Origin of the sequence: Stenotrophomonas sepilia (genome assembly GCF_003244875.1) — a bacterium.
Taxonomy (GTDB): Bacteria; Pseudomonadota; Gammaproteobacteria; order Xanthomonadales; family Xanthomonadaceae; genus Stenotrophomonas; species Stenotrophomonas sepilia.
Genome location: NZ_LXXZ01000002.1, coordinates 1 through 20,916, shown reverse-complemented (window position 1 = coordinate 20,916; position 20,916 = coordinate 1). Strand labels below are relative to the sequence as shown.

Here is a 20,916-nt window from a genome sequence, read left to right as displayed (position 1 = left end):
TCAGTTCGCCCAGACGCTGTTCGGATCGCCGTTGCGGGCGCGGCGCTGGCTGGCGACGGCCAGGCGGGCGAAGCCGAAGGCCATGGCCAGCGCGATGGCATCGATCCAGAACAGCGGCCACTGGCCACGCGCGGCGGCGCGCCACAGCCAGTCACCATTGAGTGCACCGTGCAGGACCGGCACCAGTGCAGTGCTGATCGCTGCGGCCCACAGCAGTTCGCGCGCGGCCTGCGCGGGGCGGCGCAGTGCAGCCCACAGCGCACAGGCTGCCCAGCTGCCGAAGCAGGCCCAGCGGATGCCGTGGTCGACCGCCGACGGTGCCAGCCGCTCCAGCACCAGTGCGGTGACGAACGCGATCGAGATCGCCACGCACAGGCCGATGCACACGCCGACCGTGGCCCGCGCCATGTTCACACCGGCACGTGGCTGTTGCGGCTGGCGACGCTTGCGCCGCGACTCGATCCACAACAGGTTGCCGGAGTAGAACAGGAACGCACCGCCGAGGCCGAGCAGGAAGTACAGCCAGACCACCACGCCGTTGCCGAACTCACCGAAGTGCAGCGCGTAGACGGCGCTGAGCGTGGCGTGGTTGGCGTCGCGCTGGCCCGGCAGCTGGGAGGCCAGCAGGTCGCCGCTGGCCACGTCCAATGCCACGGCACCAAGCGGACCGAGGGTGCCACTGGCCTCGCCGGTGATCTCGATCGTGGCGTTGGCATCGCCGCCATTGGCCAGCTTCAGGTAGGCCGGCTCGAAGTTGGCCACGCCCTGCGCGCGGGCCACTTCAAGTGCGCGCGCATGCAGCACGCGCAGGCTGCCCGGTGGCGCCGGAATCCCGCTGGCATCGCGCACCGGCGCAGTGTCCATCGCGGTCGGTACCGCCTGCAGCGCCTTGCCATCGTAGATCAGCGGATTGAGCAGGGCCATCTGCACGAACACCAGGCACAGCAGGGCGCCCGTGACCGCGAACATCAGGTGGAAGGGCAGGCTGAGCACGCCGATCACGTTGTGCGCGTCCTGCCACAGCTGCTTCAGGTTGCGACCCGGGCGCAGCGCGAACAGGTCGCCGAACAGCCTAGGCAGGTGGATCACCAGGCCGCTCAGCAGCGCCATGCCATACAGCAGGCTGACGATGCCCATCACATAGATGCCGGCCACCGGCAGGCCGAGGCTGTAGTGCAGTTCGTTGACCAGTTCGGCCAGTCCGGTCTGCGGCGGCGCGGGGCTGCCGGCGATCTGGCCCGGCCAGGCGTAGCGCCAGCTGCCGTCATCGGCCTGCCAGTACGCCAGGGGTTGCGGGTGTTCGGTACCGGGGAAGGTCATGCCAACGTGGCGGCGGGCCTCCGGGTGTGTCGCCAGTACATCTTCCAGCAGGTACTGCGCATCGTCCAGGCCCGCCGGCAAGGCGGTGGCGGCGCCCGGGGTCTGCCACAGCGGCAGGTCGTGATGGAACAGGGTCAGCGCACCCGCATAGAAGGCCACGAAAAGGCCGAAGCCGGCGACCAGGCCGACCCAGGTGTGCAGGGTGGTGAATGTGCGCAGCGTCTGCGAACTGAACTTCATGGGGGAGCTCTCATTGCACCGCGCCGGCCAGGCGCAGCAGCCCGAGCACGGCGAAGCCGGCCGCGGCGCTGCCACCCAGAACCAGCCAGGCGCGCAGTGCGCTGCGGAAGCTGAACGCCCACAGGGCGGCCAGCATCCATAACGGGATGAAGGCGATCAGGGTCGGCACCAGTGCGCGCTGCCACGGGCCGGGCGGTAGCCAGGCCAGCAGGCCGGTCGCGGCGGCCGCAAGCAGGAAGCCAGCGATGATGCCGGCGATGGCGCGCGACCACATCACGGCGACTCCGTGCCCGGGCGATGCCAGGCGGCCAGCGCCGGCAGCAGCATCGCGGCGAGCATCCAGGTGCACAGCATCGCCACCAGACCGGCAGCGAAGCCGAGTTCGGCCATCCACAGCCACAATGCGGCAGCCGCGGCGACCAGGCCGATCTGGCGGCCGAGGCGACCGGCGCGGCGCAGGCGCGGCCAACGGCAGTGCGGCGAGGCGGCATAGAAGGCCAGTGCCGAAAACATCGCTGCCAGCATGCCCAGGCTGCAGAAGCCCAGGGTGGAAAGGCCGACGGTGATCATTGCAGGCGGGCGCCGCGGCAGTGGGCCGGCGAACGCGGGGCACGGGCGGGGCCGGCGGGAGCCGGTCGGAGCGGGTGGCGCATCACGAGGTCCTGGGGGAAGCGGGCAGGCTGGCACGGGGCGGGCTGCGCGGACATGGTAATCATTGCGTTTTCACGCCGCCAGCGCCGGCCATTCAGCGGACCGTACGGCAGCCCTTGGGCTTTCCGGTGCGCTGGTTTAAGATCGTCGCAGACTCCTGACTGGAACAAGGTGGCCCGCGCCCAGCGCCGGCCGAGCGTGCGACATGAGCACTACCACCGCCCACTGTTGACCTGCCCCCGAAGGCCCTGTGTTCCAGGCGCCCTCGCGGCGCTTTTTTATTGCCCGGGCCGCGGCCCGGGAACGCTTTCCAGCCCGCCCCGCGGGCCCCGCACGAAGCCAATGCGATGATCAACATTACCCTCCCCGACGGCAGCCGCCGCGAGTTCGAAAATCCCGTCAGCGTCATGGACGTCGCCCAGTCGATCGGTGCCGGCCTGGCCAAGGCCACCATCGCCGGTTCCGTCGATGGCGTGCTGGTCGATGCCAGCGACGTCATCGACCACGATGCCAGCCTGCGCATCATCACCGCCAAGGACGAGGAGGGCGTGGAGATCATCCGCCACTCCTGCGCCCACCTGGTCGGCCACGCCGTCAAGCAGCTGTACCCGGACGTGAAGATGGTGATCGGCCCGGTGATCGCCGAGGGCTTCTACTACGACATCTATTCCGAGCGCCCGTTCACGCCGGACGACATGGCCGCGATCGAGAAGCGCATGGGTGAACTGATCGCCCAGGACTACGACGTCATCAAGAAGATGACGCCGCGCGCCGAGGTGATCGAGATCTTCAAGGCCCGTGGCGAGGACTACAAGCTGCGCCTGATCGAAGACATGTCCGACGACATCCAGGCGATGGGCATGTACTACCACCAGGAATACGTGGACATGTGCCGCGGCCCCCACGTGCCGAACACGCGCTTCCTGAAGGCCTTCAAGCTGACCCGCATCTCCGGCGCCTACTGGCGCGGCGATGCGCAGAACGAGCAGCTGCAGCGCATCTACGGCACCGCCTGGGCCGACAAGAAGCAGCTGGAGGCGTACATCAAGCGCATCGAGGAAGCCGAGATGCGCGACCACCGCCGCATCGGCAAGCAGCAGGACCTGTTCCACCTGCAGGAAGAAGCCCCGGGCCTGGTGTTCTGGCACCCGAAGGGCTGGGCACTGTGGCAGGTGGTCGAGCAGTACATGCGCAAGGTCTACCGCAGCAGCGGCTACGGCGAAGTGCGCTGCCCGCAGATCCTGGACGTGAGCCTGTGGAAGAAGTCCGGCCACTGGGACAACTACCAGGACAACATGTTCTTCACCGAATCGGAGAAGCGCACGTACGCGGTCAAGCCGATGAACTGCCCGGGCCACATCCAGGTGTTCAACCAGGGCCTGCACAGCTACCGCGACCTGCCGATCCGCTACGGTGAGTTCGGTTCCTGCCACCGCAACGAGCCGTCCGGCGCGCTGCACGGCATCCTGCGCGTGCGTGGCTTCACCCAGGACGACGGCCACGTGTTCTGCACGGAAGACCAGATCGAGTCGGAAGTGACGGCCTTCCACCAGCAGGCGCTGGCGGTTTACCGGCACTTCGGCTTCGACGAGATCCAGATCAAGATCGCGCTGCGTCCGGAATCGCGCCTGGGTGACGACGCCACCTGGGACAAGGCCGAAGGCGCGCTGCGCTCGGCACTGACCGCCTGTGGTGTGGAATGGCAGGAGCTGCCGGGCGAGGGTGCCTTCTACGGCCCGAAGATCGAGTACCACCTGAAGGACGCGATCGGCCGTACCTGGCAGCTGGGCACCATGCAGGTCGACTTCATGATGCCGGGTCGCCTCGGCGCCGAGTACGTGGACGAGAACAGCCAGAAGAAGCACCCGGTCATGCTGCATCGCGCCATCGTCGGCTCGATGGAGCGCTTCCTGGGCATCCTGATCGAGCACCATGCCGGCCAGTTCCCGGCCTGGCTGGCGCCGACCCAGGTGGTGGTGGCCAACATCACCGATGCCCAGGCCGACTACGTCGCGGGCGTGACCAAAACCCTTGCGGAGCAAGGCTTCCGCGTCAGCTCGGATTTGCGTAACGAGAAGATCGGCTATAAAATCCGCGAGCATACGTTGCAGCGCGTGCCCTACCTGCTGGTCATCGGTGACCGCGAGAAGGAGAATGGGGCTGTAGCGGTGCGTACGCGTTCTGGCGAAGACCTGGGCAGCATGAGCCTGCAGGCCTTCATCGAGCGGCTCCACGCCGAGGGCGCGTAAGCAAAGGTCCGGTCCGGGCGCACAGGCACCCGGACCGGTTCGATACCCTTGGGAGAACGTAATATCAGCACCCCTGACAACAAACAGAACCGCAAGAATCAGGAAATCCGTGTGCCGCGCGTCCGCGTGATCGGCAGTGACGGAGAAATGATCGGCGTGTTGTCGCGCGACGAAGCGCTGTCCATGGCCGAAGATGAAGGCCTGGACCTGGTCGAGATCCAGCCGCAGGCCGATCCGCCGGTCTGCAAGATCATGGACTTCGGCAAGTTCAAGTTCGAAGCGCAGAAGAAGGCCAGCGAGGCCAAGAAGAAGACCAAGCAGGTCGAGATCAAGGAAGTGAAGTTCCGTCCGGTCACGGACGAGGGCGACTACCAGATCAAGCTGCGCAAGATGCGCGGGTTCCTTGAAGAAGGCGACAAGATCAAGGTCAACATCCGCTTCCGTGGCCGTGAAATGAGCCACCAGGAACTGGGACGTGAAATGGCCAACCGGATCGAGGCCGATCTGGGCGAGGACATCGTCATCGAATCCCGTCCGCGCCTGGAAGGGCGTCAGATGGTCATGATGATCGCGCCGAAGAAGAAGACCTGAGGCATGACGGGCCGCCTTGCGGGGCGCCTGGCTGAATGGTTCAGAGTAAAGGGGCGCCGCTGGCGTCCCTTTGCTTTTGCAGGAGGCCGGTGAAGTGCCGGCGAAAGGGTTGCAGGGGCTGGTGGCAGGGCGGTTTTGCCTGTATCATGCCCGGCTCGACCCACCCAGGACGGGTCGTACGCCGATCATGGCAGGACGGAAAGAGCGGCCCAGGCCGCCGCCAGATCAGTCAGAAACCAGGGTCATATCCCATCAAGGACATTGCAATGCCCAAGATCAAGACCAACCGGGCAGCGGCCAAGCGTTTCCGCAAGACCGCCTCGGGCAAGTACAAGTGCGGCCACGCCAACCGTAGCCACATCCTCACGAAGAAAGCGACCAAGCGTAAGCGTAATCTGCGTCAGACGGGCCATGTCCGTGCAGAAGACGCAGGCCGTCTGGACCGCATGCTCCCTTACCTCTGAGGAACTGAAAAATGGCACGAGTTAAGCGTGGCGTACAGGCGCGTCGCCGCCACAAGAAGATTCTGGATCTCGCCAAGGGCTATTACAACGCCCGTCGCAAGGTCTTCCGCGTCGCCAAGCAGGCGGTCATCAAGGCACAGCAGTACGCCTACATCGGCCGTAAGCAGAAGAAGCGCAACTTCCGTTCGCTGTGGATCACCCGTATCAATGCGGCTGCCCGCATCAACGGCCTGAGCTACAGCCGCTTCATGAACGGCCTGCTGAAGGCTGGCATCACCCTGGATCGCAAGGTCCTGGCTGATATCGCCGTGCACGACGCAGCCGGTTTTGCCGCGCTGGCCGAAAAGGCCAAGGGCGCGCTGGCGGCATAAGTCCTTCCCGATGCCGTAACCGTTCACTCGGAACGGTGTCAGGTCAAGGCAATGCATGGGGAAGGGCGCAAGTCCTTCCCCATTCTTTTTTGGGTTCCGGCGAGGCCATGGCGGCAGCGCGGGGACGGCGGTGGCGACAGGGGTCGGCCCTTCGCGCATCGCGATGGCAGATCGACTGGAGTTCCGGCCCCCCATGAGCGACATCCAATCCCTCACCACCCAGGCGCTGGCCGATGTGGCCGCCGCACAGAGTCCCGACGTGCTGGAACAGCTGCGCGTTGCCCTGCTTGGCAAGAGTGGCAGCATCACCTCGCAGCTCAAGCAGCTCGGCGCCCTGCCGGCGGACGAGCGCAAGGCCGCTGGTGAAGCGATCAACCAGGCCCGCGACGCGCTGACCCGCGCGCTGGGCGAGCGCAAGGCGCTGCTGGAAGACGCGGCGCTGGATGCGCGCCTGGCCGCCGAAGCCATCGACATCACCCTGCCGGGCCGCAACTGCGAGCGTGCCGGCCTGCACCCGATCACCCGCACCCTGGAGCGCATCACCGGCATCTTCGGCCGGCTGGGCTACGAGCTGTCGGAAGGGCCGGAGATCGAGGACGACTGGCACAATTTCGAGGCGCTGAACTTCCCGCCGCACCATCCGGCGCGCGCCATGCACGACACCTTCTATTTCGGCGACGGCCGCCTGCTGCGCACGCACACCTCCGGCGTGCAGGTGCGCTACATGGGCGACCACGCGCCGCCACTGCGCATGATCGCCGCCGGCAAGGTGTACCGCAGCGACAGCGACCAGACCCACTCGCCGATGTTCCACCAGGTGGAAGGTCTGCTGGTCGACGAGCATTCGACCTTCGCCGACCTGAAGGGCACGCTGGCCGAGTTCGTGCGCGCGTTCTTCGAGCGCGATTTCGAGATGCGTTTCCGCCCCAGCTACTTCCCGTTCGTGGAGCCGGGTGCGGAAGTGGACATCGCCTGGCAGCAGCCCGACGGCAGCACCCGCTGGCTGGAAGTGCTGGGCTGCGGCATGGTCCATCCGAACGTGCTGCGCAACGTCGGCATCGATCCGGAGCGTTACACCGGCTTCGCGTTCGGCATGGGCGTGGAGCGTTTCGCGATGCTTCGTTACGGCGTCAACGATCTGCGCGCGTTCTTCGAGAACGACGTGCGATTCCTGAAACAGTTCGCGTAAGCCGCAGCCACGTAGAGCCGAGCCATGCTCGGCTGCTCCTAAATTTGCAGGCCCAGGCGCATGCGCCGGGCCCACCAGGGTGACACCATGAAATTCTCCGAAAACTGGCTGCGCAGCCATGTCCCGACCGGCGCCTCGCGCGATGAACTGAGTGCAGTGCTGACCGCCATCGGCCTGGAAGTGGAAGACGTGACCGCGCTGGGCGAAGGCCTCGATCACGTGGTCGTGGCGCGCATCGTCGAGGCCGTGCGCCATCCCGAAGCTGATCGCCTGCAGGTGTGCAAGGTCGACGCCGGGCAGGGCGAACTGCTGCAGATCGTCTGCGGCGCACCGAACGCGCGCCCGGGCCTGGTCGCGCCGCTGGCCATGGTGGGTGCGCAGATCGGCGAGCTGAAGATCAAGCCGGCCAAGCTGCGCGGCGTGGAGTCCAACGGCATGCTGTGCTCGGCCAAGGAGCTGGGCCTGGACAACGATGCCTCCGGCCTGCTGGAGCTGCCCGATGACGCACCGGTCGGCCAGGCCCTGATCGAGTACCTGGGCCTGCCGGACGCCAGTATCGAGATCAAGCTGACCCCAAACCGCGCCGACTGCTTCAGCTTGCGCGGCATCGCCTACGACGTCGCCGCCGCCACCCGCAGCGAAGTGCTGGACTTCGCCGCCGATGCCATTCCGGCGGTCGGCAGCCGTGAGCTGAGCATCCAGCTCGACGCTGGCGCCGAAGCGCCGCGTTACCTGGGCCGCGTCATCGAAGGCGTCAACGCCGCCGCCAAAACCCCGTTGTGGATGGCCGAGCGCCTGCGCCGCAGTGGCGTGCGTCCGGTCTCGCTGCTGGTCGACATCACCCAGTACGTGATGCTGGAGCTGGGCCAGCCGATGCATGCCTACGACCTCGGCACCCTGCAGGGCAGCATTGCCGTGCGCCGTTCGCGCGCGGGCGAGACGCTGAAGCTGCTGGACGGCCGCGATGCCGCGCTGGACGAGAGCTTCCTGGTGGTCACCGACGCCGATCGTGCGATCGGCTTGGCCGGCCTGATGGGCGGCTTCGACACCCGCGTCACCGACGCGACGACTGCCGTGTTCCTGGAAGCCGCGCACTTCGCGCCGGCTGCAATCATGGGCCGTGGCCGCAAGCTGGGCCTGCACACCGATGCCGGCCACCGCTTCGAGCGTGGCGTAGATCCGGCACTGCCGCGCACCGCCATCGAATACGCCACCCGCCTGGTGCTGGACCTGGCCGGCGGTACCCCGGCGCCGGTCACCGAGGCCGTGCGTGAAGCCGATCTGCCGCAGCCGGCAACCATCGTGCTGCGCCGCGCCCGCATCACCCGCGTGCTCGGCATCACCATCGACGATGCGGAAGTCGAGCGCATCCTGCGCGCGCTGGGCATGGTCGTGGTTGCTGCTGCCGACGGCTGGCAGGTGGTCGCGCCGAGCCGCCGCTTCGACATCGCCATTGAAGAAGACCTGATCGAAGAGCTGGCCCGCATCCACGGTTACGAGCAGATCCCGACCACGCTGCCGGGCGGTGCCTCGCGCGTGGCGATGCCGAGCGAGACCCAGTTGGACGCGCTGAGCGTGCGTCGCCAGCTGATCGCCCGCGACCTGCAGGAAACCGTCAATTTCGCCTTCGTCGACGACGCACTGCTGGCCCAGTGGCAGCTGCGCGACGCCCTGGTGCCGCTGGCCAACCCGCTGTCGGCCGAACTGGCGGTGATGCGCCCGTCGCTGCTGCCGGGCCTGGTCGCCACGCTGGGCCGCAACGCCGCCCGCCAGCTCGGCCGCGTGCGCCTGTTCGAGCTCGGCCGCGTGTTCGCCGAGCAGGCCGGAGATGGCCAACCGGCACCGCTGGAAACGCCGCGCGTGGCGGCAGCTGTCTGCGGTGAGGCGCAGGCGGTGCAGTGGGGCCTGCCGACTCGCAAGGTCGACTTCCATGACCTGAAGGGCGACCTGGAATCGCTGGCGGCTGCCAGTGGTGCGGTACTGGAGTTCCGCCCGTCGTCCCGTGCCTACGGCCACCCGGCGCGGTCGGCCGAGGTGTTCCGCGATGGCGTGGCGATCGGCTGGATCGGCCAGATCCACCCGCGCCTGGCCAAGGCGATGGATATCGAGGCCGATGTCTACGCCTTCGAGCTGGATCTGGAACCGCTGACCGCCCGTCGCCTGCCCCGTGCCGGCGAGCTGTCGCGCTTCCCGGCGGTGCGTCGCGACCTGGCGTTCCTGGTGCCTGAACAGGTGGCCTGGGCCGATCTGGCCGCGACCGTCCGCCAGGCCGCCGGCCCGCTGCTGCGCGACCTGAACCTGTTCGACCGCTATGTTGGCCAGGGCGTCGAGCCGGGGTTCAAGAGTCTCGCTATGGGCTTGATTTTGCAGGACAAGTCGCGCACTCTGACGGACCGCGACGTGGATGCGGTGGTGGCCGAGGCGGTCGCTGCCATCGAGCGTGAACACCACGCCCGGATCCGCGGCTGAGCGGGCAGCACTCGGGGGTAGCAGGCAATGGCATTGACCAAGGCGGAGATGGCGGAAAAGCTGTTCGACGAAGTCGGTCTGAACAAGCGGGAAGCCAAGGAATTCGTCGACGCGTTTTTCGATGTGCTGCGTGAAGCATTGGAACAGGGACGTCAGGTGAAGCTGTCGGGTTTCGGTAATTTCGATCTGCGGCGCAAGAACCAGCGCCCGGGTCGCAACCCCAAGACCGGCGAGGAAATTCCGATTTCCGCCCGTACGGTGGTTACCTTCCGTCCGGGCCAGAAGCTCAAGGAGAGGGTGGAAGCTTATGCTGGATCCGGGCAGTAATCGCGAACTACCGCCGATTCCGGCCAAGCGCTACTTCACCATCGGTGAAGTCAGCGAGCTGTGCGACGTCAAGCCGCACGTCCTGCGCTACTGGGAAACCGAGTTTCCCAGCCTTGAGCCGGCCAAGCGCCGAGGCAACCGCCGCTACTACCAGCGCCATGACGTGCTGATGGTGCGGCAGATCCGCAGCCTGCTGTACGAACAGGGCTACACCATCGGCGGTGCACGCCTGCGCCTGGAGGGTCCCGATGCCCGCGAGGAATCGGCGCTGAGCAACCAGATCATCAAGCAGGTGCGCATGGAACTGGAAGAAGTGCTGCAGTTGCTGCGCCGCTGATCCCATTTCCATCGTAATCCGCTATACTTCACGGCCCGCCGCACTGGCGGGCACATCGCAGCATCAGTCGGGGCGTAGCGCAGCCTGGTAGCGCATCTGCCTGGGGGGCAGAGGGTCGTCGGTTCGAATCCGGCCGTCCCGACCACTGTGATGAATCAGGAAGCCCGCGCAGCGATGCGTGGGCTTTTTTGTGCGTGCGGTGTATGCTGCGCGCCACTCGTACTACCGCGGCTGCTGAACCCGGTACTCACGAGAACACATCATGGAATCTGCAAGAAACCGTGCCTGGCGTCGCAGCCAAGCCCGCAACCGTGGTGGCGACCGCGCCACGACGGCCTACCGCTACAAGCCCGAGAAGAACTGGAAGCTGCTGTATACGCGGGATGCCAAGCTCGCGCGTGCACGCCAGCTGGGTTTCACCTATCCGGTCCTCAGCGCCCGCCAACTGCAGGAACAGGAATGATCAACCTGCTGTTCGTCTGCAGCCGCAACCAGCTGCGGAGCCCGACCGCCGAAGCCATGTGGCGACGGCGGCCCGGCTTCAACGCGCTGTCGGCCGGCACCAGCCCGCACGCACGACGCCCCATCGGCCCGGCGGATATCCGCTGGGCCGATGTCATCTTCGTGATGGAGGCCAAGCACCAGCATCGCCTGCAGGCCGCGTACGCGCGCCTGCTGGAACACAAGCGCGTGCACTGCCTGGACATCCCCGACGACTATCGCTGCATGGATCCGGCGTTGATGGACCTGCTGGCCGCCAAGGTGGCCGTGTACCTCGATCAACTGTCGGCAAAGCGGTAGATCAGCTCCGGATCGCCTTCGTCCAAACCCTGCACGATGTCGCTGCCGGTGAGAACCCGAGGCGAGCATCGCCTCGCGGATATGCAGCATCGTCGAGGAAGGATCGGGTGGCGTCATCGAAGGCTCCTGGGCTGGATGCGCCCGGTCCATCGATCACGTCGGCCGTGTCTGCGTATCCGCCACAGCCAGCGTGTGGTCGGCAGTCAATACACGCGGAACTCGGCACGGCAGCCGTCGCTGACCCACACCCCGCGGCGGTCCCAGCCCCAGTTGCGGTCCTCGACGCACGGCGTCACCGACTTCTGCTTGACCAAGCGCACTCCATGGCGCACCCGGATGCGGCATTCCTTGTCCTTCTGTTCGTAGGACTCGCAGACCAGGCGCTCGCCGTCGTCATCCCGGTCACGGTCCCGGCCGCGCCCCGGCCAGCGGCCGCGTCCCTGTTCGTCGGCCACGAACTCAGCGCGGCAGCCTTCGGTGACCCAGAGCATGCGGCGGCTCTGGCCCCAGTTCTGGTCCTCGACGCAGCGGGTGACCGACAGCTGTCTGGCCATGCGCATGCGGCCTTCGATCGGGCACTGCTGGGTCTTGTTGAACTGCGACTCGCAACGCAGCGGCGGAATGTGATCGCTGACGTAGTCCTGGGCGGCCACCGTGGTGGCCACCAGCAGCAGGGCCAGGGCGGAGGTGGCAATGGGCGGCAACAGGCGATGGGTCATGGAGAGCCTCGGCAGGGGGAATGGGCCGCAAGAATGGACCAGCTCGAGGCCGTCGGAACGGATCGTTCCGGCGCTGGCTCAGTGGGGATTTAGTAGTGCGCACCGGCCCATGCAGGGCCTTACATCCCTTATCATCGCGGCACATCCGATCGCATCGGCTTACACCTTCTTACATGTCTCCCACGCATGCCGGCGCAGCCTGTGGCTGCCGTCACTGGCGTGCAGCCGGCTTGCGGAGGAGGATGCGCGGACCACGACGACCACAGGGGGTTGCGTTGATCAGCAGTACCGTCATTCATCGCTCGGCTGGCGCAGAGGCTGGGCAGGTGCGTGTCCTGGACACCACGTTCAAGGGCAAGCATGTGTTCATTGCGTGGGGCCTGCGCGGGCCGGAACTGACCCGCAGCGCAGACCCGCCCGCCACCGTGGCTGCGCGCAAGGCGTTGCACGCCGTGGCCGGCCACAGCGAAGGGCCGCGCAGCCCGGAGGTGTTCATCGCTAACCAGTCGGCGGTGGCGATTACCGTCTATCGGCTGCTGACCGAAGCGCGTTCGGGCGATGCCATCTTCTTCCTGTGTGATTCGCAAGCCGTGGTCGACTGGCTGATCACCGCACTGGAAGTCCAGGGCGAAGGCTGACGCTGCGCGCGGTCAGGCCAGCGCCGCGTCCACCGCCGCAAGCGCGTGCAGGGTGGTGGTGTCGAACAACGGCACCGCACTGTCTTCGGGGCGCACCAGCAGCATGATCTCGGTACAGCCGAGGATGATCGCTTCGGCGCCGCGCGCGACCAGCCGCGCGATCACGCCGGCGTACACCTGCCGCGAGTGCTCGCTGACCACGCCGGCGATCAGCTCCTGGTAGATGATGTCGTGCACGCAGCGGCGATCATCAGCCTCCGGAACCAGTACCTGCAGCCCGAAGCGGTCCTGCAGCCGGTCGCGGTAGAACGCCTGCTCCATGGTGAAGGCGGTGCCGAGCAGTCCCACCTTGCGGATGCCGGCCTGCAGGATCGCCGTGGCGGTCGGGTCGGCGATATGCAGCAGGGGCAACCGGCACTCGGCTTCGATCCGGTCGGCCAGCGTGTGCATGGTGTTGGTGCAGATCACCAGCAGCTCGGCGCCACCGGCCTGCAGTCGCCGTGCAGCATCGAGCATGTGGTTGCCCAGCACATCCCACCGACCGTCGTGCTGCAACTGCTTGATGCCGGCGAAATCCACCGACCACAGCAGCAGTTGCGCCGAATGGGCGCCACCGAGGCGGTTCCGCACCGCCTCGTTGATGAGACGGTAGTACTGCGCGGAGCTTTCCCAGCTCATGCCGCCGATCAGGCCAAGGGTCTTCATGCTCAGCTCCATGCCAGGGAGCCGTCATTGCAGCACAACCGATGCGGGACTTGCACGACACATTAGTAATCGCTAATGTATAGGCCATGATCGAGAACGCCCTGTTCAAGGCGCTGGCCGACCCCACCCGCCGCCATATCTTCGAAAAGCTGGCCGATGGCGGGCAACATGCCAGCGCGCTACGTGAGGGCATTGCGATCAGCCAGTCTGCGATGTCCCAGCACCTGGCAGTGCTGCGCGATGCAGGGCTGGTGCGTGAGCAGCGTCAGGGACGTTTCGTCCACTATGAAGTCGATCCGCGCGGGCTGGCCCACATCGGTCGCTGGCTGCAGCGGTACCGGGCCTACTGGCCGGCGCGGATGTCCGCACTGCAGAACCTGCTGGAGGAGATGGACTGATGGACGATGTTCTGGAGGAAGCGGCTCCCGCGCTGGTGATGGAGCAGCGGTTGCCTGTGCCACCGGAACGGGTCTGGCGCGCACTGTTCGATCCGGCACTGCGTGAGCGCTGGTTGCCTGCCGCCGATCTTGCCGATCCACAGCCCTGCCTGTGCGAGGAGGGGCGGGAGCTGGGATTCCGCTTGCGCGATGCACAGCCCCCACATCTGCACAGCCTGGTGTGTTTCCGGCTGCGCGGTGATGAGGATGGGGGAACGGTGCTGACCATCGTGCACCGGCTCACCGACCGGCGCGCGCTGATACCGCCGGCGTCCAACGATGACCATCGCACGGTGATGCGCGCGGCGTGAGCCGGCGCCTGGATCGAACGCTACAGGGAGCAGGCACATGCGGGACAGAATGCAGCTGGTACCGATGGTGGTGGAACGCAGCGAGCGCGGTGAGCGCTCCTATGACATCTACTCGCGGCTCCTGCGCGAGCGCATCATCTTTCTCAACGGCGAAGTCGATGACACCGTATCGGCGCTGGTCTGCGCGCAACTGCTGTTCCTTGAATCTGAAAATCCGGAGAAGCCGATCCATCTGTACATCAACTCGCCGGGCGGGGTGATCTCCAGCGGCTTGGCGATGTACGACACGATGCAATACATCTCGGCCCCGGTGCATACGCTGTGCATGGGCACCGCGCGGTCGATGGGTTCGTTCCTGCTGATGGCCGGCGAGCCGGGTCACCGCGCGGCGCTGGCCAATGCCAGCCTGCATGTGCACCAGCCGCTGGGCGGGGTGCAGGGCCAGGCTTCGGACATCTTCATCCACGCCGAGGAGATGCAGCGCACCAAGCAGCGCATCACCCAGCTGTATGCGCGGCATTGCGGACGCAGTTTCGAGGAGGTCGAACAGACCCTGGACCGCGATCGGTTCATGAGTGCCGAGCAGGCATGCGAATGGGGCCTGATCGACCAGGTACTGGTACGGCGCGACGCGCTCGCGGCCTGAGTCTGCCTCTGTAACCACCGCATCCATGCTGCACTGTGTGTGCCGCGCCAGGCCGGCGCACTCTATGCTGGTTGGATGTTCTGAAGTGGACGCCTGATATGGCCCTGCATACCTGGTGGTGGTTCCTGGCCACGGTCTTCGTGCTGTGCGGGACGCCCGGGCCCAACATGCTGCACATCCTTGGCCGCAGCGTCGGGCTGGGGTTCCGTGGCAGTGTGCCGGCCATGGCCGGCTGCCTGCTGGCGATGCTGCTGGCGCTGGCGGCTTCCGCAGCGGGCCTGAGTGCGCTGCTGCATTCCTCGCCGATGCTGTTCGAGGTGCTGCGCTATCTCGGTGTGGCCTACCTGGCCTGGCTCGGCATCAAGGCCTGGCGTGACAGTTGCCGGCCCGCACCCGCGGTGGCCGATGCTGCCGAGGTCACACTGGCGCCGGTACATGGCGCAGGCGCGGTGTTCCGCGGCGGCCTGTGGGTCGGCCTGAGCAATCCCAAACTACTGCTGTTCGCCGCAGCGTTCCTGCCACAGTTCGTGGACCCGTCGCGCAGCCAGGCCGTGCAGTACAGCGTGCTGGTGGCAACCTTCGCGGCCTGCGAACTGTTCTGGTACGTGATGTACGCAGCCGGTGGCCACGGCCTGCGCCGTTGGCTTGCAAAGCCATTCGCACGGCGCTGGTTCGAGCGGCTGGTGGGAAGCGTGTTCCTGGCCTTCGCAGTGGCGTTGTTGCGCTTCCGGCCGCGTTGATTCACGCCGCACACGCGGCCCGTTCACGAGCGCCGCATCGGTGGCGGCCTAGCCTGATCGCACCGTTTGCATTCCCTGCAGGGAAAGGATCGACATGATCAAGTGGGCCATCATCTTCGCCATCATCGGCATCATCGCGGGCGTGCTGGGCTTCGGCGGCATCGCTGGCGCCGCCGTGGGCATCGCCAAGTTCCTGTTCTGGGCAGGCATCATCATCGCCGTGGTCCTGTTCCTGATCGGCATGAGCGTGGCGAAGAAGGTCAGCTAGCGCCAGTCGCGCAGCAGCGTCTTCAGTGCGCGCTGCTGCGCGAGAACAGATTGATCACCAGTACGCCGGCGCAGATCAGGCCTATCCCGATCAATGCCGGTGCATCCAGCCGCTGCTTGAACACCACCAGGCCGATCAGCGAAATCAGCACGATGCCGACGCCGGACCAGATTGCATAGGCGATGCCGGTCGGCACCGACTTCATGGTGACCGACAGCAGGTAGAAGCACAGCCCATAGCCAACCAGCGCGCCCACTGTCGGCCACAGCCGGCTCATGCCGTCCGAGGCTTTCAGCAGTGACGTGGCGATCACTTCCAGCACGATGGCGGCGGCCAGGTAGATATAAGGGTTCATCGCGGGCTCCGGGTCACTGCGGGTCGCACCGGATCAATCGTCGATGCGAGCGAAGCGCGCCTGCGGGCCGTGTTCGCCCGGAACCTGCTCGATGAACATCGGGTAGGGGCGTACCCACAGGCCGCCTTCGCCATAGAGTGCGCGATAAAGCACCATCGGTTCCAACGTCTCGCTGCTGCGGACGATATCGATCACCTCGTATTCGCCGCCCTTGAAGTGGCGATACCGGCCACGGACGAGATCGGGCAGGGGAGTCAGCTCAGCCATGGCAGGGCGTGCTCACTTGCGCGCCGGGCTGGCAGGCTTGGCGCAGTACGCGTCGATGGCCTCGGCCGTGTTGGCCAGGCCCTGCGCCTGCGCCAGTTCCCAGGGGCGCTCGCAGCGCTGGCTGTGTTCGCACCATTGATAGCCAGCAGAGCCGATACAGCCGTGTGCGTCACGGTCGCCCCCCACCACCGGCGTCGCTGGCGACGCCTCAGCGGCATCAGCGCGCGCGGTCGCCGTGTCCTGGCTGGCACAGGCGGCCAGAACCAGCAGCGCTGGAATCAGAAGAAGCACCTTCATGCGCGAGCTCCGTGCGTAAAGCGACATTTTCTGTCGCAAATAGCCCGTCAGCAAGCGCTCAATGCACGGCGGCGCGGATCAACTCTTCGATCAGGATCAGATAGCAGGCCACGAAATAGAACTTCAGCAACGTCGAACGCTGGTGCGGGAGGAAGGTGCGCATGTGGAAGGGGCCCCTGTTGATGACGGTAGTGTGAAGCCAGCCTGACTCCGTGACAAGGATCACGGAATGAACGGGCTAAACGGACTCAGGGATGTGAGGAAAGCCGAGATCCGATGCGAGGGCGCGGCATTTTCGTACAAATCTGATAGGCCATCCCGGAGGCGGTCGCTAGCCTGATGGTGTAACGGCAAGCGGCCAACTGCCTGCCACTGCACCCTTTCATCCGCAGGAGACTCCGATGGTCATCACCGTCCAATGCAATGCCCAGCGCTGGTCCGTACTGCATCCGCAGCTGAGCGACACCACGGGTTACGCGCGGGGCGCCGACGCCTTTGATGCCGCCGCCGCGCTGGCCCTGGAGCATCACCGCCGCACCGGCCAGCGCAGCACGGTGCGGGTCGAGGCGCTTGGCAACACGGTAGACGCGCTTTACGTTGGAGAGTGACGCCAGCCCCCTTGGTGCAGTCAGCCACGGTTGAGTTGTTTGAATGGGGGAACAACTGCCATCGCCGCTCCCTCTGTGCGCCGGGCCGTGAATCCCGGATGCTTGCGCCATCGTATTCATCTGGAGATCTCGATGGGCAAGGCACTCACCTGGCGCACCCTGGCCTGCACCCTGTTGCCGATGCTGGCGGCCGCCGGCGGCGCCCAGGCGCAGAGCTATGGCTACGGCTACGACGACGACCGCTATGGCGGCCGCGATGGCAGTGGCATCGTGCGCTGCGAGTCGGTCAAGAACCGCAGCAATGAGTGCCGCCTGGATGGCCGCGCGCGGTTGATCCGCCAATTGTCCGGTTCGCCCTGTGTGGAAGGTGAGACCTGGGGCCAGTCGCGCAACGGCGTCTGGGTCACACAGGGGTGCCGTGCCGAATTCGTTGGTGAATACCGCCGCGGCGGCGGCTGGGGCGGCAATGGCGGCGGCTGGGGCAACGGCAATGGATGGGGTGGTGGCGATGTGGTCACCTGCCATTCCAATGGCCACCGGCAGGAGTACTGCGATGCCCGCATCCGCCGGGGCGTGCGCCTGATCCGCCAGGACTCGCGCAGTGCCTGCATCGAAGGCCAGAGCTGGGGCTGGGATCGCCGCGGCATCTGGGTGAGCGATGGCTGCAGGGCGCAGTTCCAGGTGAACTGAGCTTTACGGGTTCAACCCGTGAAAATCAGAATAATCTGATACAGCTCACATTTTGAACGACGTATCGTCTGTGATCAGGGCGCCCTGCGTGCCCTGATACCCGGTGATGTCGATTGCCGTAGCCGGCATCAGCATCGCGCCGCCGTCGATACGCTGCCTCAAGGAGTGAGCTGCATGTTGATCCGCCTGCAATGCGAACAGCGCCAGTGGCGCGTGCTGCACCCGGATAGGCCGGAGCCGATCGAGTTCCGTGATGGCGCACGAGCCTATGACTTTGCCGAGACCCTGGCCCGCCTGCACTTCGTCGACACCGGGCAGCGCGCCGCCGTGCGCGTGGAGGCCAGCGGGGCGTTCGTGGAAGCGGTCAGTTACGGTTGAGCGTGGGGCGCCTGCTGGGGCAGGCCTGCGGGGTTCGGCCATCCACGCATGGCGTGGAACCACCTGCTTCCACCGTGGAAGGTGCGAGCCTTCGGCTGCACCTTCCCGTGATGCGTGGATTCCTGATCGGCCTCAGCCCGCGGCACTCAGCGGCGGGTTGCCTGCGGCCAGCTGTGGCCAACGCTTGAGCACGGCGGCGCGGATGCCGGCCGCATCGATACCGGCTTCGGCCAGCAGGTCCTCGCGGCTGGCGTGGTGTTGGTAGCTGTCGGGCAGGCCCAGGTGCAGGATCGGACGCAGCACGCCTTCGGCATTGAGCAGCTCACCGACACCGGAACCGGCACCACCGGCCACGACGTTGTCTTCGATCGTGACCAGGCCCTCGTGCTGGGCGGCCATGGCCAGCACCAGCTCGCGATCCAGTGGCTTGATGAAGCGCATGTTGACCACGCTCAGGCCCAGTTCGCGGCCGACCTGCTCGGCGGCGGGCACGGTGCTGCCGAAGGCAAGCAGGGCGATGCGGTTGCCCTGCAGGCGCAGCTCGCCCTTGCCGATCGGCAGGGTCGACAGGTCGGTGCCGGCCGCAACGCCGGTACCCGTACCGCGCGGGTAGCGCACGGCAGCCGGACCTGAGTGCTGCAGGCCGGTGCTGAGCATCTGCCGGCACTCGGCTTCATTGGAGGGTGCCATCACCACCATGTTCGGCACGCAGCGCAGGAAGCTGAGGTCGAGGTTGCCGGCGTGGGTCGCGCCGTCCGGACCGACCACGCCAGCGCGGTCGATCGCAAACAGCACGTCCAGATCCTGGATCGCCACGTCGTGCACCAGCTGGTCGTACGCACGCTGCAGGAAGGTGGAGTAGATCGCCACCACCGGCTTGCCCCCCTGGGTGGCCATGCCGGCGGCGAGGGTGACCGCGTGCTGCTCGGCGATCGCCACGTCGAAATAGCGCTGCGGGTACTCCTTGCTGAAGCGCACCAGGCCAGAGCCTTCGCGCATGGCCGGAGTGATGCCGTAGAGGCGCGGCTCGGCGGCGGCGGCATCGCACAGCCAGTCGCTGAATACATCGGTATAGGTCGGCTTCTTGGCCCCGGCCTTGGCCACCAGGCCCTTGTCCGGATCGAATGGGCCCACGGCGTGGTAACCGATCTGATCGCCTTCCGCCGGCTCGTAGCCCTTGCCCTTGGTGGTCATCACATGCAGCAGCTTCGGGCCCTTGGAGGCGCGCAGCGTCTTCAGGGTGGACAACAGCGCCGGCATGTCGTGGCCGTCGATCGGGCCGGTGTAGTGGAAGCCCATTTCCTCGAACATCGTGGAGGGCACGAACATGCCCTTCCAGTGTTCTTCCCAGCGCTTCACGAAACGCGCCGGGTTGTTCTTCTTGTCACCGAGGATCTTCTTGCCACCTTCGCGCAGCGCGTTGAGCGTACGGCTGCCGGTCGCTCGGCCCAGCATCTTGGTCAGGCCGCCCACTGCCTCGGAGATCGACATGTTGTTGTCGTTGAGGATCACCAGCAGGTTCGGCTCCGGCTCCATGCCACCAGCGTGCATCAGCGCCTCGAACGCCATGCCGGCAGTCATCGCGCCGTCACCGATCACTGCCACGACCTTGCGGTCGTCGCCTTCGGACTGGCGGGCGATGGCCATGCCGAGCGCGGCCGAGATCGAGGTGGAAGAGTGGCCCACGCCGAAGGTGTCGTACTCGCTTTCCTCGCGCTTCGGGAACGGCGCGACACCGTCCTTCTGCTTGACGGTATGGATCTCGTCGCGGCGGCCGGTCAGGATCTTGTGCGGGTAGGTCTGGTGACCGACGTCCCACACCAGCTGGTCGACCGGGGTCTGGTACAGGTAGTGCAGGGCCACGGTGAGCTCGATGACGCCCAGGCCGGCGGCGAAGTGGCCTCCGCTCTTGCCCACCGATTCGATGAGGTAGGCGCGCAGTTCGTCGGCGACCGCCCTCAATTCGGATTCGTCGAACGTGCGCAGGTCATCCGGTGTCTGGATGCGCGCGAGGCGGGGATAGCGGGCAGAGTCGATCATCATGTTCGCACTTTTTCTGAACGCCCATTTTCGCCCTCAAACGGGGGTGGGGCAAGCAAACGCCGCCGTCCGTGACAGGACGGTGAGGGTTGCATGTTCGGGCGTTCAGGTGCTGAGTTTCGAGCGCTTGGGCAACTGCGCCTTCAGGAAGGCCATCTGGTCGGCCAGGATGTTGCGGTTGGACAGGATCAGGTGCTCGATCCAGCTGGGCCGGTAGGGCACTGCCAGCAGGGGCATGCCGGCCTGCTGCGGGGTGCGGTCGCTCTTACGCGAATTGCAGTGGAAGCACGCGGTGACCACGTTTTCCCAGCAGTCCAGGCCACCTTTGGACAGCGGCATGACATGGTCGCGGGTGAGCGTCGGGCGGGTGAACTGCTGGCCGCAGTACATGCACAGATGGGCGTCGCGGGCGAACAGGGCCTGGTTGGTCAGGTTCGGCGTCGGGTCGATCGCGCGGGAGCGGGCGTGGCCGCGGGCAGCGATGATCGGGTGCAGGTCCATGCCGCTCTGCAGGCCGCTGAAGCGGTTGGTGCCACCGTGGATGTGCAGGCAGGGATCGCCAAGCGTCCAGGCCACTGCCTCGCGGGCGTAGAGGCAGGCCGCATCCTGCCAGGTGATCCAGTCCAGTACGCGTCCGTGGGCATCAAGCGAGAGCAGCCGGACCGAACCGGGGCGATGCAGCGTCGTGGCGTTGGGCGATGCTTCGGCGCCCGGAGCAGAAAACGGAGCTCCGGCTTCGATCAGACCCAAGCGTGTAGTGTCTGTCTCCATCGGGAGAACAGCTTATACCTGAATGTTGACGATTTGT

General features: G+C 66.2%; 29 protein-coding genes and 1 tRNA gene. 20 read left to right on the top strand and 10 right to left on the bottom strand.

Features of this window, described 5'->3' with window-relative positions:
• The 3 genes from A7X97_RS00175 to A7X97_RS00165 are packed head-to-tail and all read right to left on the bottom strand — an operon-like array spanning position 1 to position 2,130.
• The gene (locus A7X97_RS00175; protein WP_072169122.1) at positions 1–1,560 is read right to left on the bottom strand and encodes a PepSY-associated TM helix domain-containing protein; all 1,560 of its coding nucleotides are present in this window, start codon (positions 1,558–1,560) and stop codon (positions 1–3) included.
• Between the two features lie 10 nt (positions 1,561–1,570).
• On the bottom strand, positions 1,571–1,834 hold the full coding sequence (locus tag A7X97_RS00170; RefSeq protein WP_061478092.1) for a hypothetical protein: 264 nt from the start codon (positions 1,832–1,834) through the stop codon (positions 1,571–1,573).
• On the bottom strand, positions 1,834–2,130 hold the full coding sequence (locus tag A7X97_RS00165; protein ID WP_005410439.1) for a hypothetical protein: 297 nt from the start codon (positions 2,128–2,130) through the stop codon (positions 1,834–1,836). The genes A7X97_RS00170 and A7X97_RS00165 overlap by 1 nt, the downstream gene beginning before the upstream one ends.
• 428 nt (positions 2,131–2,558) lie before the next feature.
• Between A7X97_RS00165 and thrS the strand changes: the two genes are divergently transcribed.
• The 11 genes from thrS to A7X97_RS00110 all read left to right on the top strand — a co-directional run bounded on the left by thrS (position 2,559) and on the right by A7X97_RS00110 (position 11,009).
• Positions 2,559–4,460 (top strand): threonine--tRNA ligase, encoded by a 1,902-nt coding sequence (thrS, locus tag A7X97_RS00160; protein ID WP_088496155.1) that lies wholly within the window; start codon positions 2,559–2,561, stop codon positions 4,458–4,460.
• Between the two features lie 48 nt (positions 4,461–4,508).
• Entirely contained in the window at positions 4,509–5,051 is a 543-nt protein-coding gene (gene infC, locus A7X97_RS00155) for a translation initiation factor IF-3 (protein WP_080104334.1), read from the top strand.
• A 266-nt stretch (positions 5,052–5,317) separates the two neighbouring features.
• The gene (rpmI, locus tag A7X97_RS00150) at positions 5,318–5,515 is read left to right on the top strand and encodes a 50S ribosomal protein L35 (protein ID WP_005410436.1); all 198 of its coding nucleotides are present in this window, start codon (positions 5,318–5,320) and stop codon (positions 5,513–5,515) included.
• Positions 5,516–5,526: 11 nt separating this feature from the next.
• Positions 5,527–5,886 carry a 50S ribosomal protein L20 gene (gene rplT / locus A7X97_RS00145; RefSeq protein WP_005410435.1) on the top strand — a complete coding sequence of 120 codons (360 nt, stop codon included), beginning with the start codon at positions 5,527–5,529 and terminating at the stop codon, positions 5,884–5,886.
• Positions 5,887–6,079: 193 nt separating this feature from the next.
• Positions 6,080–7,075 carry a phenylalanine--tRNA ligase subunit alpha gene (locus A7X97_RS00140; protein ID WP_088496156.1) on the top strand — a complete coding sequence of 332 codons (996 nt, stop codon included), beginning with the start codon at positions 6,080–6,082 and terminating at the stop codon, positions 7,073–7,075.
• An 87-nt stretch (positions 7,076–7,162) separates the two neighbouring features.
• Positions 7,163–9,544, top strand: coding sequence for a phenylalanine--tRNA ligase subunit beta (gene pheT, locus A7X97_RS00135; RefSeq protein ID WP_088496162.1), 2,382 nt, complete (start codon positions 7,163–7,165; stop codon positions 9,542–9,544).
• 27 nt (positions 9,545–9,571) lie between these two features.
• Positions 9,572–9,871: an integration host factor subunit alpha gene (locus A7X97_RS00130; RefSeq protein WP_005410432.1), complete on the top strand. Its 300-nt coding sequence runs from the start codon at positions 9,572–9,574 to the stop codon at positions 9,869–9,871.
• On the top strand, positions 9,852–10,208 hold the full coding sequence (locus tag A7X97_RS00125) for a MerR family transcriptional regulator (RefSeq protein ID WP_053518690.1): 357 nt from the start codon (positions 9,852–9,854) through the stop codon (positions 10,206–10,208). The genes A7X97_RS00130 and A7X97_RS00125 overlap by 20 nt, the downstream gene beginning before the upstream one ends.
• 68 nt (positions 10,209–10,276) lie before the next feature.
• Positions 10,277–10,353, top strand: a tRNA-Pro gene (locus A7X97_RS00120).
• Between the two features lie 117 nt (positions 10,354–10,470).
• Complete coding sequence (locus tag A7X97_RS00115) at positions 10,471–10,671, top strand: hypothetical protein (RefSeq protein WP_088496157.1); 201 nt, start codon at positions 10,471–10,473, stop codon at positions 10,669–10,671.
• Positions 10,668–11,009, top strand: coding sequence for a low molecular weight protein tyrosine phosphatase family protein (locus A7X97_RS00110; RefSeq protein WP_088496158.1), 342 nt, complete (start codon positions 10,668–10,670; stop codon positions 11,007–11,009). Before A7X97_RS00115 ends, A7X97_RS00110 begins: the two co-directional genes overlap by 4 nt.
• Before the next feature lie 203 nt (positions 11,010–11,212).
• Here A7X97_RS00110 and A7X97_RS00105 read toward each other — a convergent pair whose 3' ends face one another.
• Entirely contained in the window at positions 11,213–11,728 is a 516-nt protein-coding gene (locus A7X97_RS00105; RefSeq protein WP_088496159.1) for a DUF3011 domain-containing protein, read from the bottom strand.
• A gap of 242 nt (positions 11,729–11,970) precedes the next feature.
• On the opposite strand from A7X97_RS00105, the gene A7X97_RS00100 reads away from it, so the two are divergent.
• A complete protein-coding gene (locus tag A7X97_RS00100; RefSeq protein WP_061478088.1) occupies positions 11,971–12,366 on the top strand; it encodes a hypothetical protein in 396 nt (131 codons plus the stop codon).
• Between the two features lie 12 nt (positions 12,367–12,378).
• Here the strand turns inward: A7X97_RS00100 and A7X97_RS00095 are convergent, their stop codons facing one another.
• A complete protein-coding gene (locus A7X97_RS00095) occupies positions 12,379–13,071 on the bottom strand; it encodes an aspartate/glutamate racemase family protein (RefSeq protein WP_088496163.1) in 693 nt (230 codons plus the stop codon).
• Positions 13,072–13,157: 86 nt separating this feature from the next.
• Between A7X97_RS00095 and A7X97_RS00090 the strand changes: the two genes are divergently transcribed.
• The 5 genes from A7X97_RS00090 (at position 13,158) to A7X97_RS00070 (ending at position 15,473) form a co-directional block, all read left to right on the top strand.
• The gene (locus A7X97_RS00090) at positions 13,158–13,469 is read left to right on the top strand and encodes an ArsR/SmtB family transcription factor (protein WP_072169128.1); all 312 of its coding nucleotides are present in this window, start codon (positions 13,158–13,160) and stop codon (positions 13,467–13,469) included.
• The gene (locus A7X97_RS00085) at positions 13,469–13,819 is read left to right on the top strand and encodes an SRPBCC family protein (RefSeq protein ID WP_072169129.1); all 351 of its coding nucleotides are present in this window, start codon (positions 13,469–13,471) and stop codon (positions 13,817–13,819) included. Before A7X97_RS00090 ends, A7X97_RS00085 begins: the two co-directional genes overlap by 1 nt.
• 37 nt (positions 13,820–13,856) lie before the next feature.
• On the top strand, positions 13,857–14,465 hold the full coding sequence (locus A7X97_RS00080; protein WP_005417839.1) for an ATP-dependent Clp protease proteolytic subunit: 609 nt from the start codon (positions 13,857–13,859) through the stop codon (positions 14,463–14,465).
• A 98-nt stretch (positions 14,466–14,563) separates the two neighbouring features.
• Positions 14,564–15,205 (top strand): LysE family translocator, encoded by a 642-nt coding sequence (locus A7X97_RS00075; protein ID WP_111007440.1) that lies wholly within the window; start codon positions 14,564–14,566, stop codon positions 15,203–15,205.
• Between the two features lie 94 nt (positions 15,206–15,299).
• Positions 15,300–15,473, top strand: coding sequence for a DUF1328 domain-containing protein (locus A7X97_RS00070; protein ID WP_005417836.1), 174 nt, complete (start codon positions 15,300–15,302; stop codon positions 15,471–15,473).
• Between the two features lie 22 nt (positions 15,474–15,495).
• Here the strand turns inward: A7X97_RS00070 and A7X97_RS00065 are convergent, their stop codons facing one another.
• From A7X97_RS00065 to A7X97_RS00055, 3 genes are read right to left on the bottom strand one after another with little or no spacing between them, the layout of a single operon-like run.
• Complete coding sequence (locus A7X97_RS00065) at positions 15,496–15,828, bottom strand: SMR family transporter (RefSeq protein WP_053499229.1); 333 nt, start codon at positions 15,826–15,828, stop codon at positions 15,496–15,498.
• Between the two features lie 33 nt (positions 15,829–15,861).
• The gene (locus tag A7X97_RS00060) at positions 15,862–16,095 is read right to left on the bottom strand and encodes a DUF1653 domain-containing protein (protein WP_072169132.1); all 234 of its coding nucleotides are present in this window, start codon (positions 16,093–16,095) and stop codon (positions 15,862–15,864) included.
• A gap of 12 nt (positions 16,096–16,107) precedes the next feature.
• Positions 16,108–16,392: a hypothetical protein gene (locus tag A7X97_RS00055; RefSeq protein WP_072169133.1), complete on the bottom strand. Its 285-nt coding sequence runs from the start codon at positions 16,390–16,392 to the stop codon at positions 16,108–16,110.
• 401 nt (positions 16,393–16,793) lie between these two features.
• On the opposite strand from A7X97_RS00055, the gene A7X97_RS00050 reads away from it, so the two are divergent.
• From A7X97_RS00050 to A7X97_RS00040, 3 genes are all read left to right on the top strand, one after another.
• A complete protein-coding gene (locus A7X97_RS00050; protein ID WP_072169134.1) occupies positions 16,794–17,000 on the top strand; it encodes a hypothetical protein in 207 nt (68 codons plus the stop codon).
• A gap of 132 nt (positions 17,001–17,132) precedes the next feature.
• Positions 17,133–17,690, top strand: a complete 558-nt coding sequence (locus A7X97_RS00045; RefSeq protein WP_005417825.1) for a DUF3011 domain-containing protein — start codon at positions 17,133–17,135, stop codon at positions 17,688–17,690.
• Positions 17,691–17,864: 174 nt separating this feature from the next.
• On the top strand, positions 17,865–18,068 hold the full coding sequence (locus A7X97_RS00040; RefSeq protein ID WP_005417823.1) for a hypothetical protein: 204 nt from the start codon (positions 17,865–17,867) through the stop codon (positions 18,066–18,068).
• A 132-nt stretch (positions 18,069–18,200) separates the two neighbouring features.
• On the opposite strand, the gene dxs is transcribed toward A7X97_RS00040, so the two are convergent.
• Together dxs and A7X97_RS00030 are read right to left on the bottom strand one after the other, a co-directional pair.
• Positions 18,201–20,108 (bottom strand): 1-deoxy-D-xylulose-5-phosphate synthase, encoded by a 1,908-nt coding sequence (gene dxs / locus A7X97_RS00035; protein WP_111007447.1) that lies wholly within the window; start codon positions 20,106–20,108, stop codon positions 18,201–18,203.
• A 105-nt stretch (positions 20,109–20,213) separates the two neighbouring features.
• Positions 20,214–20,879: an HNH endonuclease gene (locus A7X97_RS00030; RefSeq protein WP_032954353.1), complete on the bottom strand. Its 666-nt coding sequence runs from the start codon at positions 20,877–20,879 to the stop codon at positions 20,214–20,216.
• Between the last annotated feature and the right edge of the window lie 37 nt (positions 20,880–20,916).

What these genes read in the sequence shown, in the direction of transcription:
- A7X97_RS00175 (WP_072169122.1), bottom strand. Translation starts at nt 1,560, where the DNA reads ATGAAGTTCAGTTCGCAGACGCTGCGCACATTCACCACCCTGCACACC.
- A7X97_RS00170 (WP_061478092.1), bottom strand. Translation starts at nt 1,834, where the DNA reads ATGTGGTCGCGCGCCATCGCCGGCATCATCGCTGGCTTCCTGCTTGCG.
- A7X97_RS00165 (WP_005410439.1), bottom strand. Translation starts at nt 2,130, where the DNA reads ATGATCACCGTCGGCCTTTCCACCCTGGGCTTCTGCAGCCTGGGCATG.
- thrS (WP_088496155.1), top strand. Translation starts at nt 2,559, where the DNA reads ATGATCAACATTACCCTCCCCGACGGCAGCCGCCGCGAGTTCGAAAAT.
- rpmI (WP_005410436.1), top strand. Translation starts at nt 5,318, where the DNA reads ATGCCCAAGATCAAGACCAACCGGGCAGCGGCCAAGCGTTTCCGCAAG.
- rplT (WP_005410435.1), top strand. Translation starts at nt 5,527, where the DNA reads ATGGCACGAGTTAAGCGTGGCGTACAGGCGCGTCGCCGCCACAAGAAG.
- A7X97_RS00140 (WP_088496156.1), top strand. Translation starts at nt 6,080, where the DNA reads ATGAGCGACATCCAATCCCTCACCACCCAGGCGCTGGCCGATGTGGCC.
- pheT (WP_088496162.1), top strand. Translation starts at nt 7,163, where the DNA reads ATGAAATTCTCCGAAAACTGGCTGCGCAGCCATGTCCCGACCGGCGCC.
- A7X97_RS00130 (WP_005410432.1), top strand. Translation starts at nt 9,572, where the DNA reads ATGGCATTGACCAAGGCGGAGATGGCGGAAAAGCTGTTCGACGAAGTC.
- A7X97_RS00125 (WP_053518690.1), top strand. Translation starts at nt 9,852, where the DNA reads ATGCTGGATCCGGGCAGTAATCGCGAACTACCGCCGATTCCGGCCAAG.
- A7X97_RS00115 (WP_088496157.1), top strand. Translation starts at nt 10,471, where the DNA reads ATGGAATCTGCAAGAAACCGTGCCTGGCGTCGCAGCCAAGCCCGCAAC.
- A7X97_RS00110 (WP_088496158.1), top strand. Translation starts at nt 10,668, where the DNA reads ATGATCAACCTGCTGTTCGTCTGCAGCCGCAACCAGCTGCGGAGCCCG.
- A7X97_RS00105 (WP_088496159.1), bottom strand. Translation starts at nt 11,728, where the DNA reads ATGACCCATCGCCTGTTGCCGCCCATTGCCACCTCCGCCCTGGCCCTG.
- A7X97_RS00100 (WP_061478088.1), top strand. Translation starts at nt 11,971, where the DNA reads ATGCGCGGACCACGACGACCACAGGGGGTTGCGTTGATCAGCAGTACC.
- A7X97_RS00095 (WP_088496163.1), bottom strand. Translation starts at nt 13,071, where the DNA reads ATGAAGACCCTTGGCCTGATCGGCGGCATGAGCTGGGAAAGCTCCGCG.
- A7X97_RS00090 (WP_072169128.1), top strand. Translation starts at nt 13,158, where the DNA reads ATGATCGAGAACGCCCTGTTCAAGGCGCTGGCCGACCCCACCCGCCGC.
- A7X97_RS00085 (WP_072169129.1), top strand. Translation starts at nt 13,469, where the DNA reads ATGGACGATGTTCTGGAGGAAGCGGCTCCCGCGCTGGTGATGGAGCAG.
- A7X97_RS00080 (WP_005417839.1), top strand. Translation starts at nt 13,857, where the DNA reads ATGCGGGACAGAATGCAGCTGGTACCGATGGTGGTGGAACGCAGCGAG.
- A7X97_RS00075 (WP_111007440.1), top strand. Translation starts at nt 14,564, where the DNA reads ATGGCCCTGCATACCTGGTGGTGGTTCCTGGCCACGGTCTTCGTGCTG.
- A7X97_RS00070 (WP_005417836.1), top strand. Translation starts at nt 15,300, where the DNA reads ATGATCAAGTGGGCCATCATCTTCGCCATCATCGGCATCATCGCGGGC.
- A7X97_RS00065 (WP_053499229.1), bottom strand. Translation starts at nt 15,828, where the DNA reads ATGAACCCTTATATCTACCTGGCCGCCGCCATCGTGCTGGAAGTGATC.
- A7X97_RS00060 (WP_072169132.1), bottom strand. Translation starts at nt 16,095, where the DNA reads ATGGCTGAGCTGACTCCCCTGCCCGATCTCGTCCGTGGCCGGTATCGC.
- A7X97_RS00055 (WP_072169133.1), bottom strand. Translation starts at nt 16,392, where the DNA reads ATGAAGGTGCTTCTTCTGATTCCAGCGCTGCTGGTTCTGGCCGCCTGT.
- A7X97_RS00050 (WP_072169134.1), top strand. Translation starts at nt 16,794, where the DNA reads ATGGTCATCACCGTCCAATGCAATGCCCAGCGCTGGTCCGTACTGCAT.
- A7X97_RS00045 (WP_005417825.1), top strand. Translation starts at nt 17,133, where the DNA reads ATGGGCAAGGCACTCACCTGGCGCACCCTGGCCTGCACCCTGTTGCCG.
- A7X97_RS00040 (WP_005417823.1), top strand. Translation starts at nt 17,865, where the DNA reads ATGTTGATCCGCCTGCAATGCGAACAGCGCCAGTGGCGCGTGCTGCAC.
- dxs (WP_111007447.1), bottom strand. Translation starts at nt 20,108, where the DNA reads ATGATCGACTCTGCCCGCTATCCCCGCCTCGCGCGCATCCAGACACCG.
- A7X97_RS00030 (WP_032954353.1), bottom strand. Translation starts at nt 20,879, where the DNA reads ATGGAGACAGACACTACACGCTTGGGTCTGATCGAAGCCGGAGCTCCG.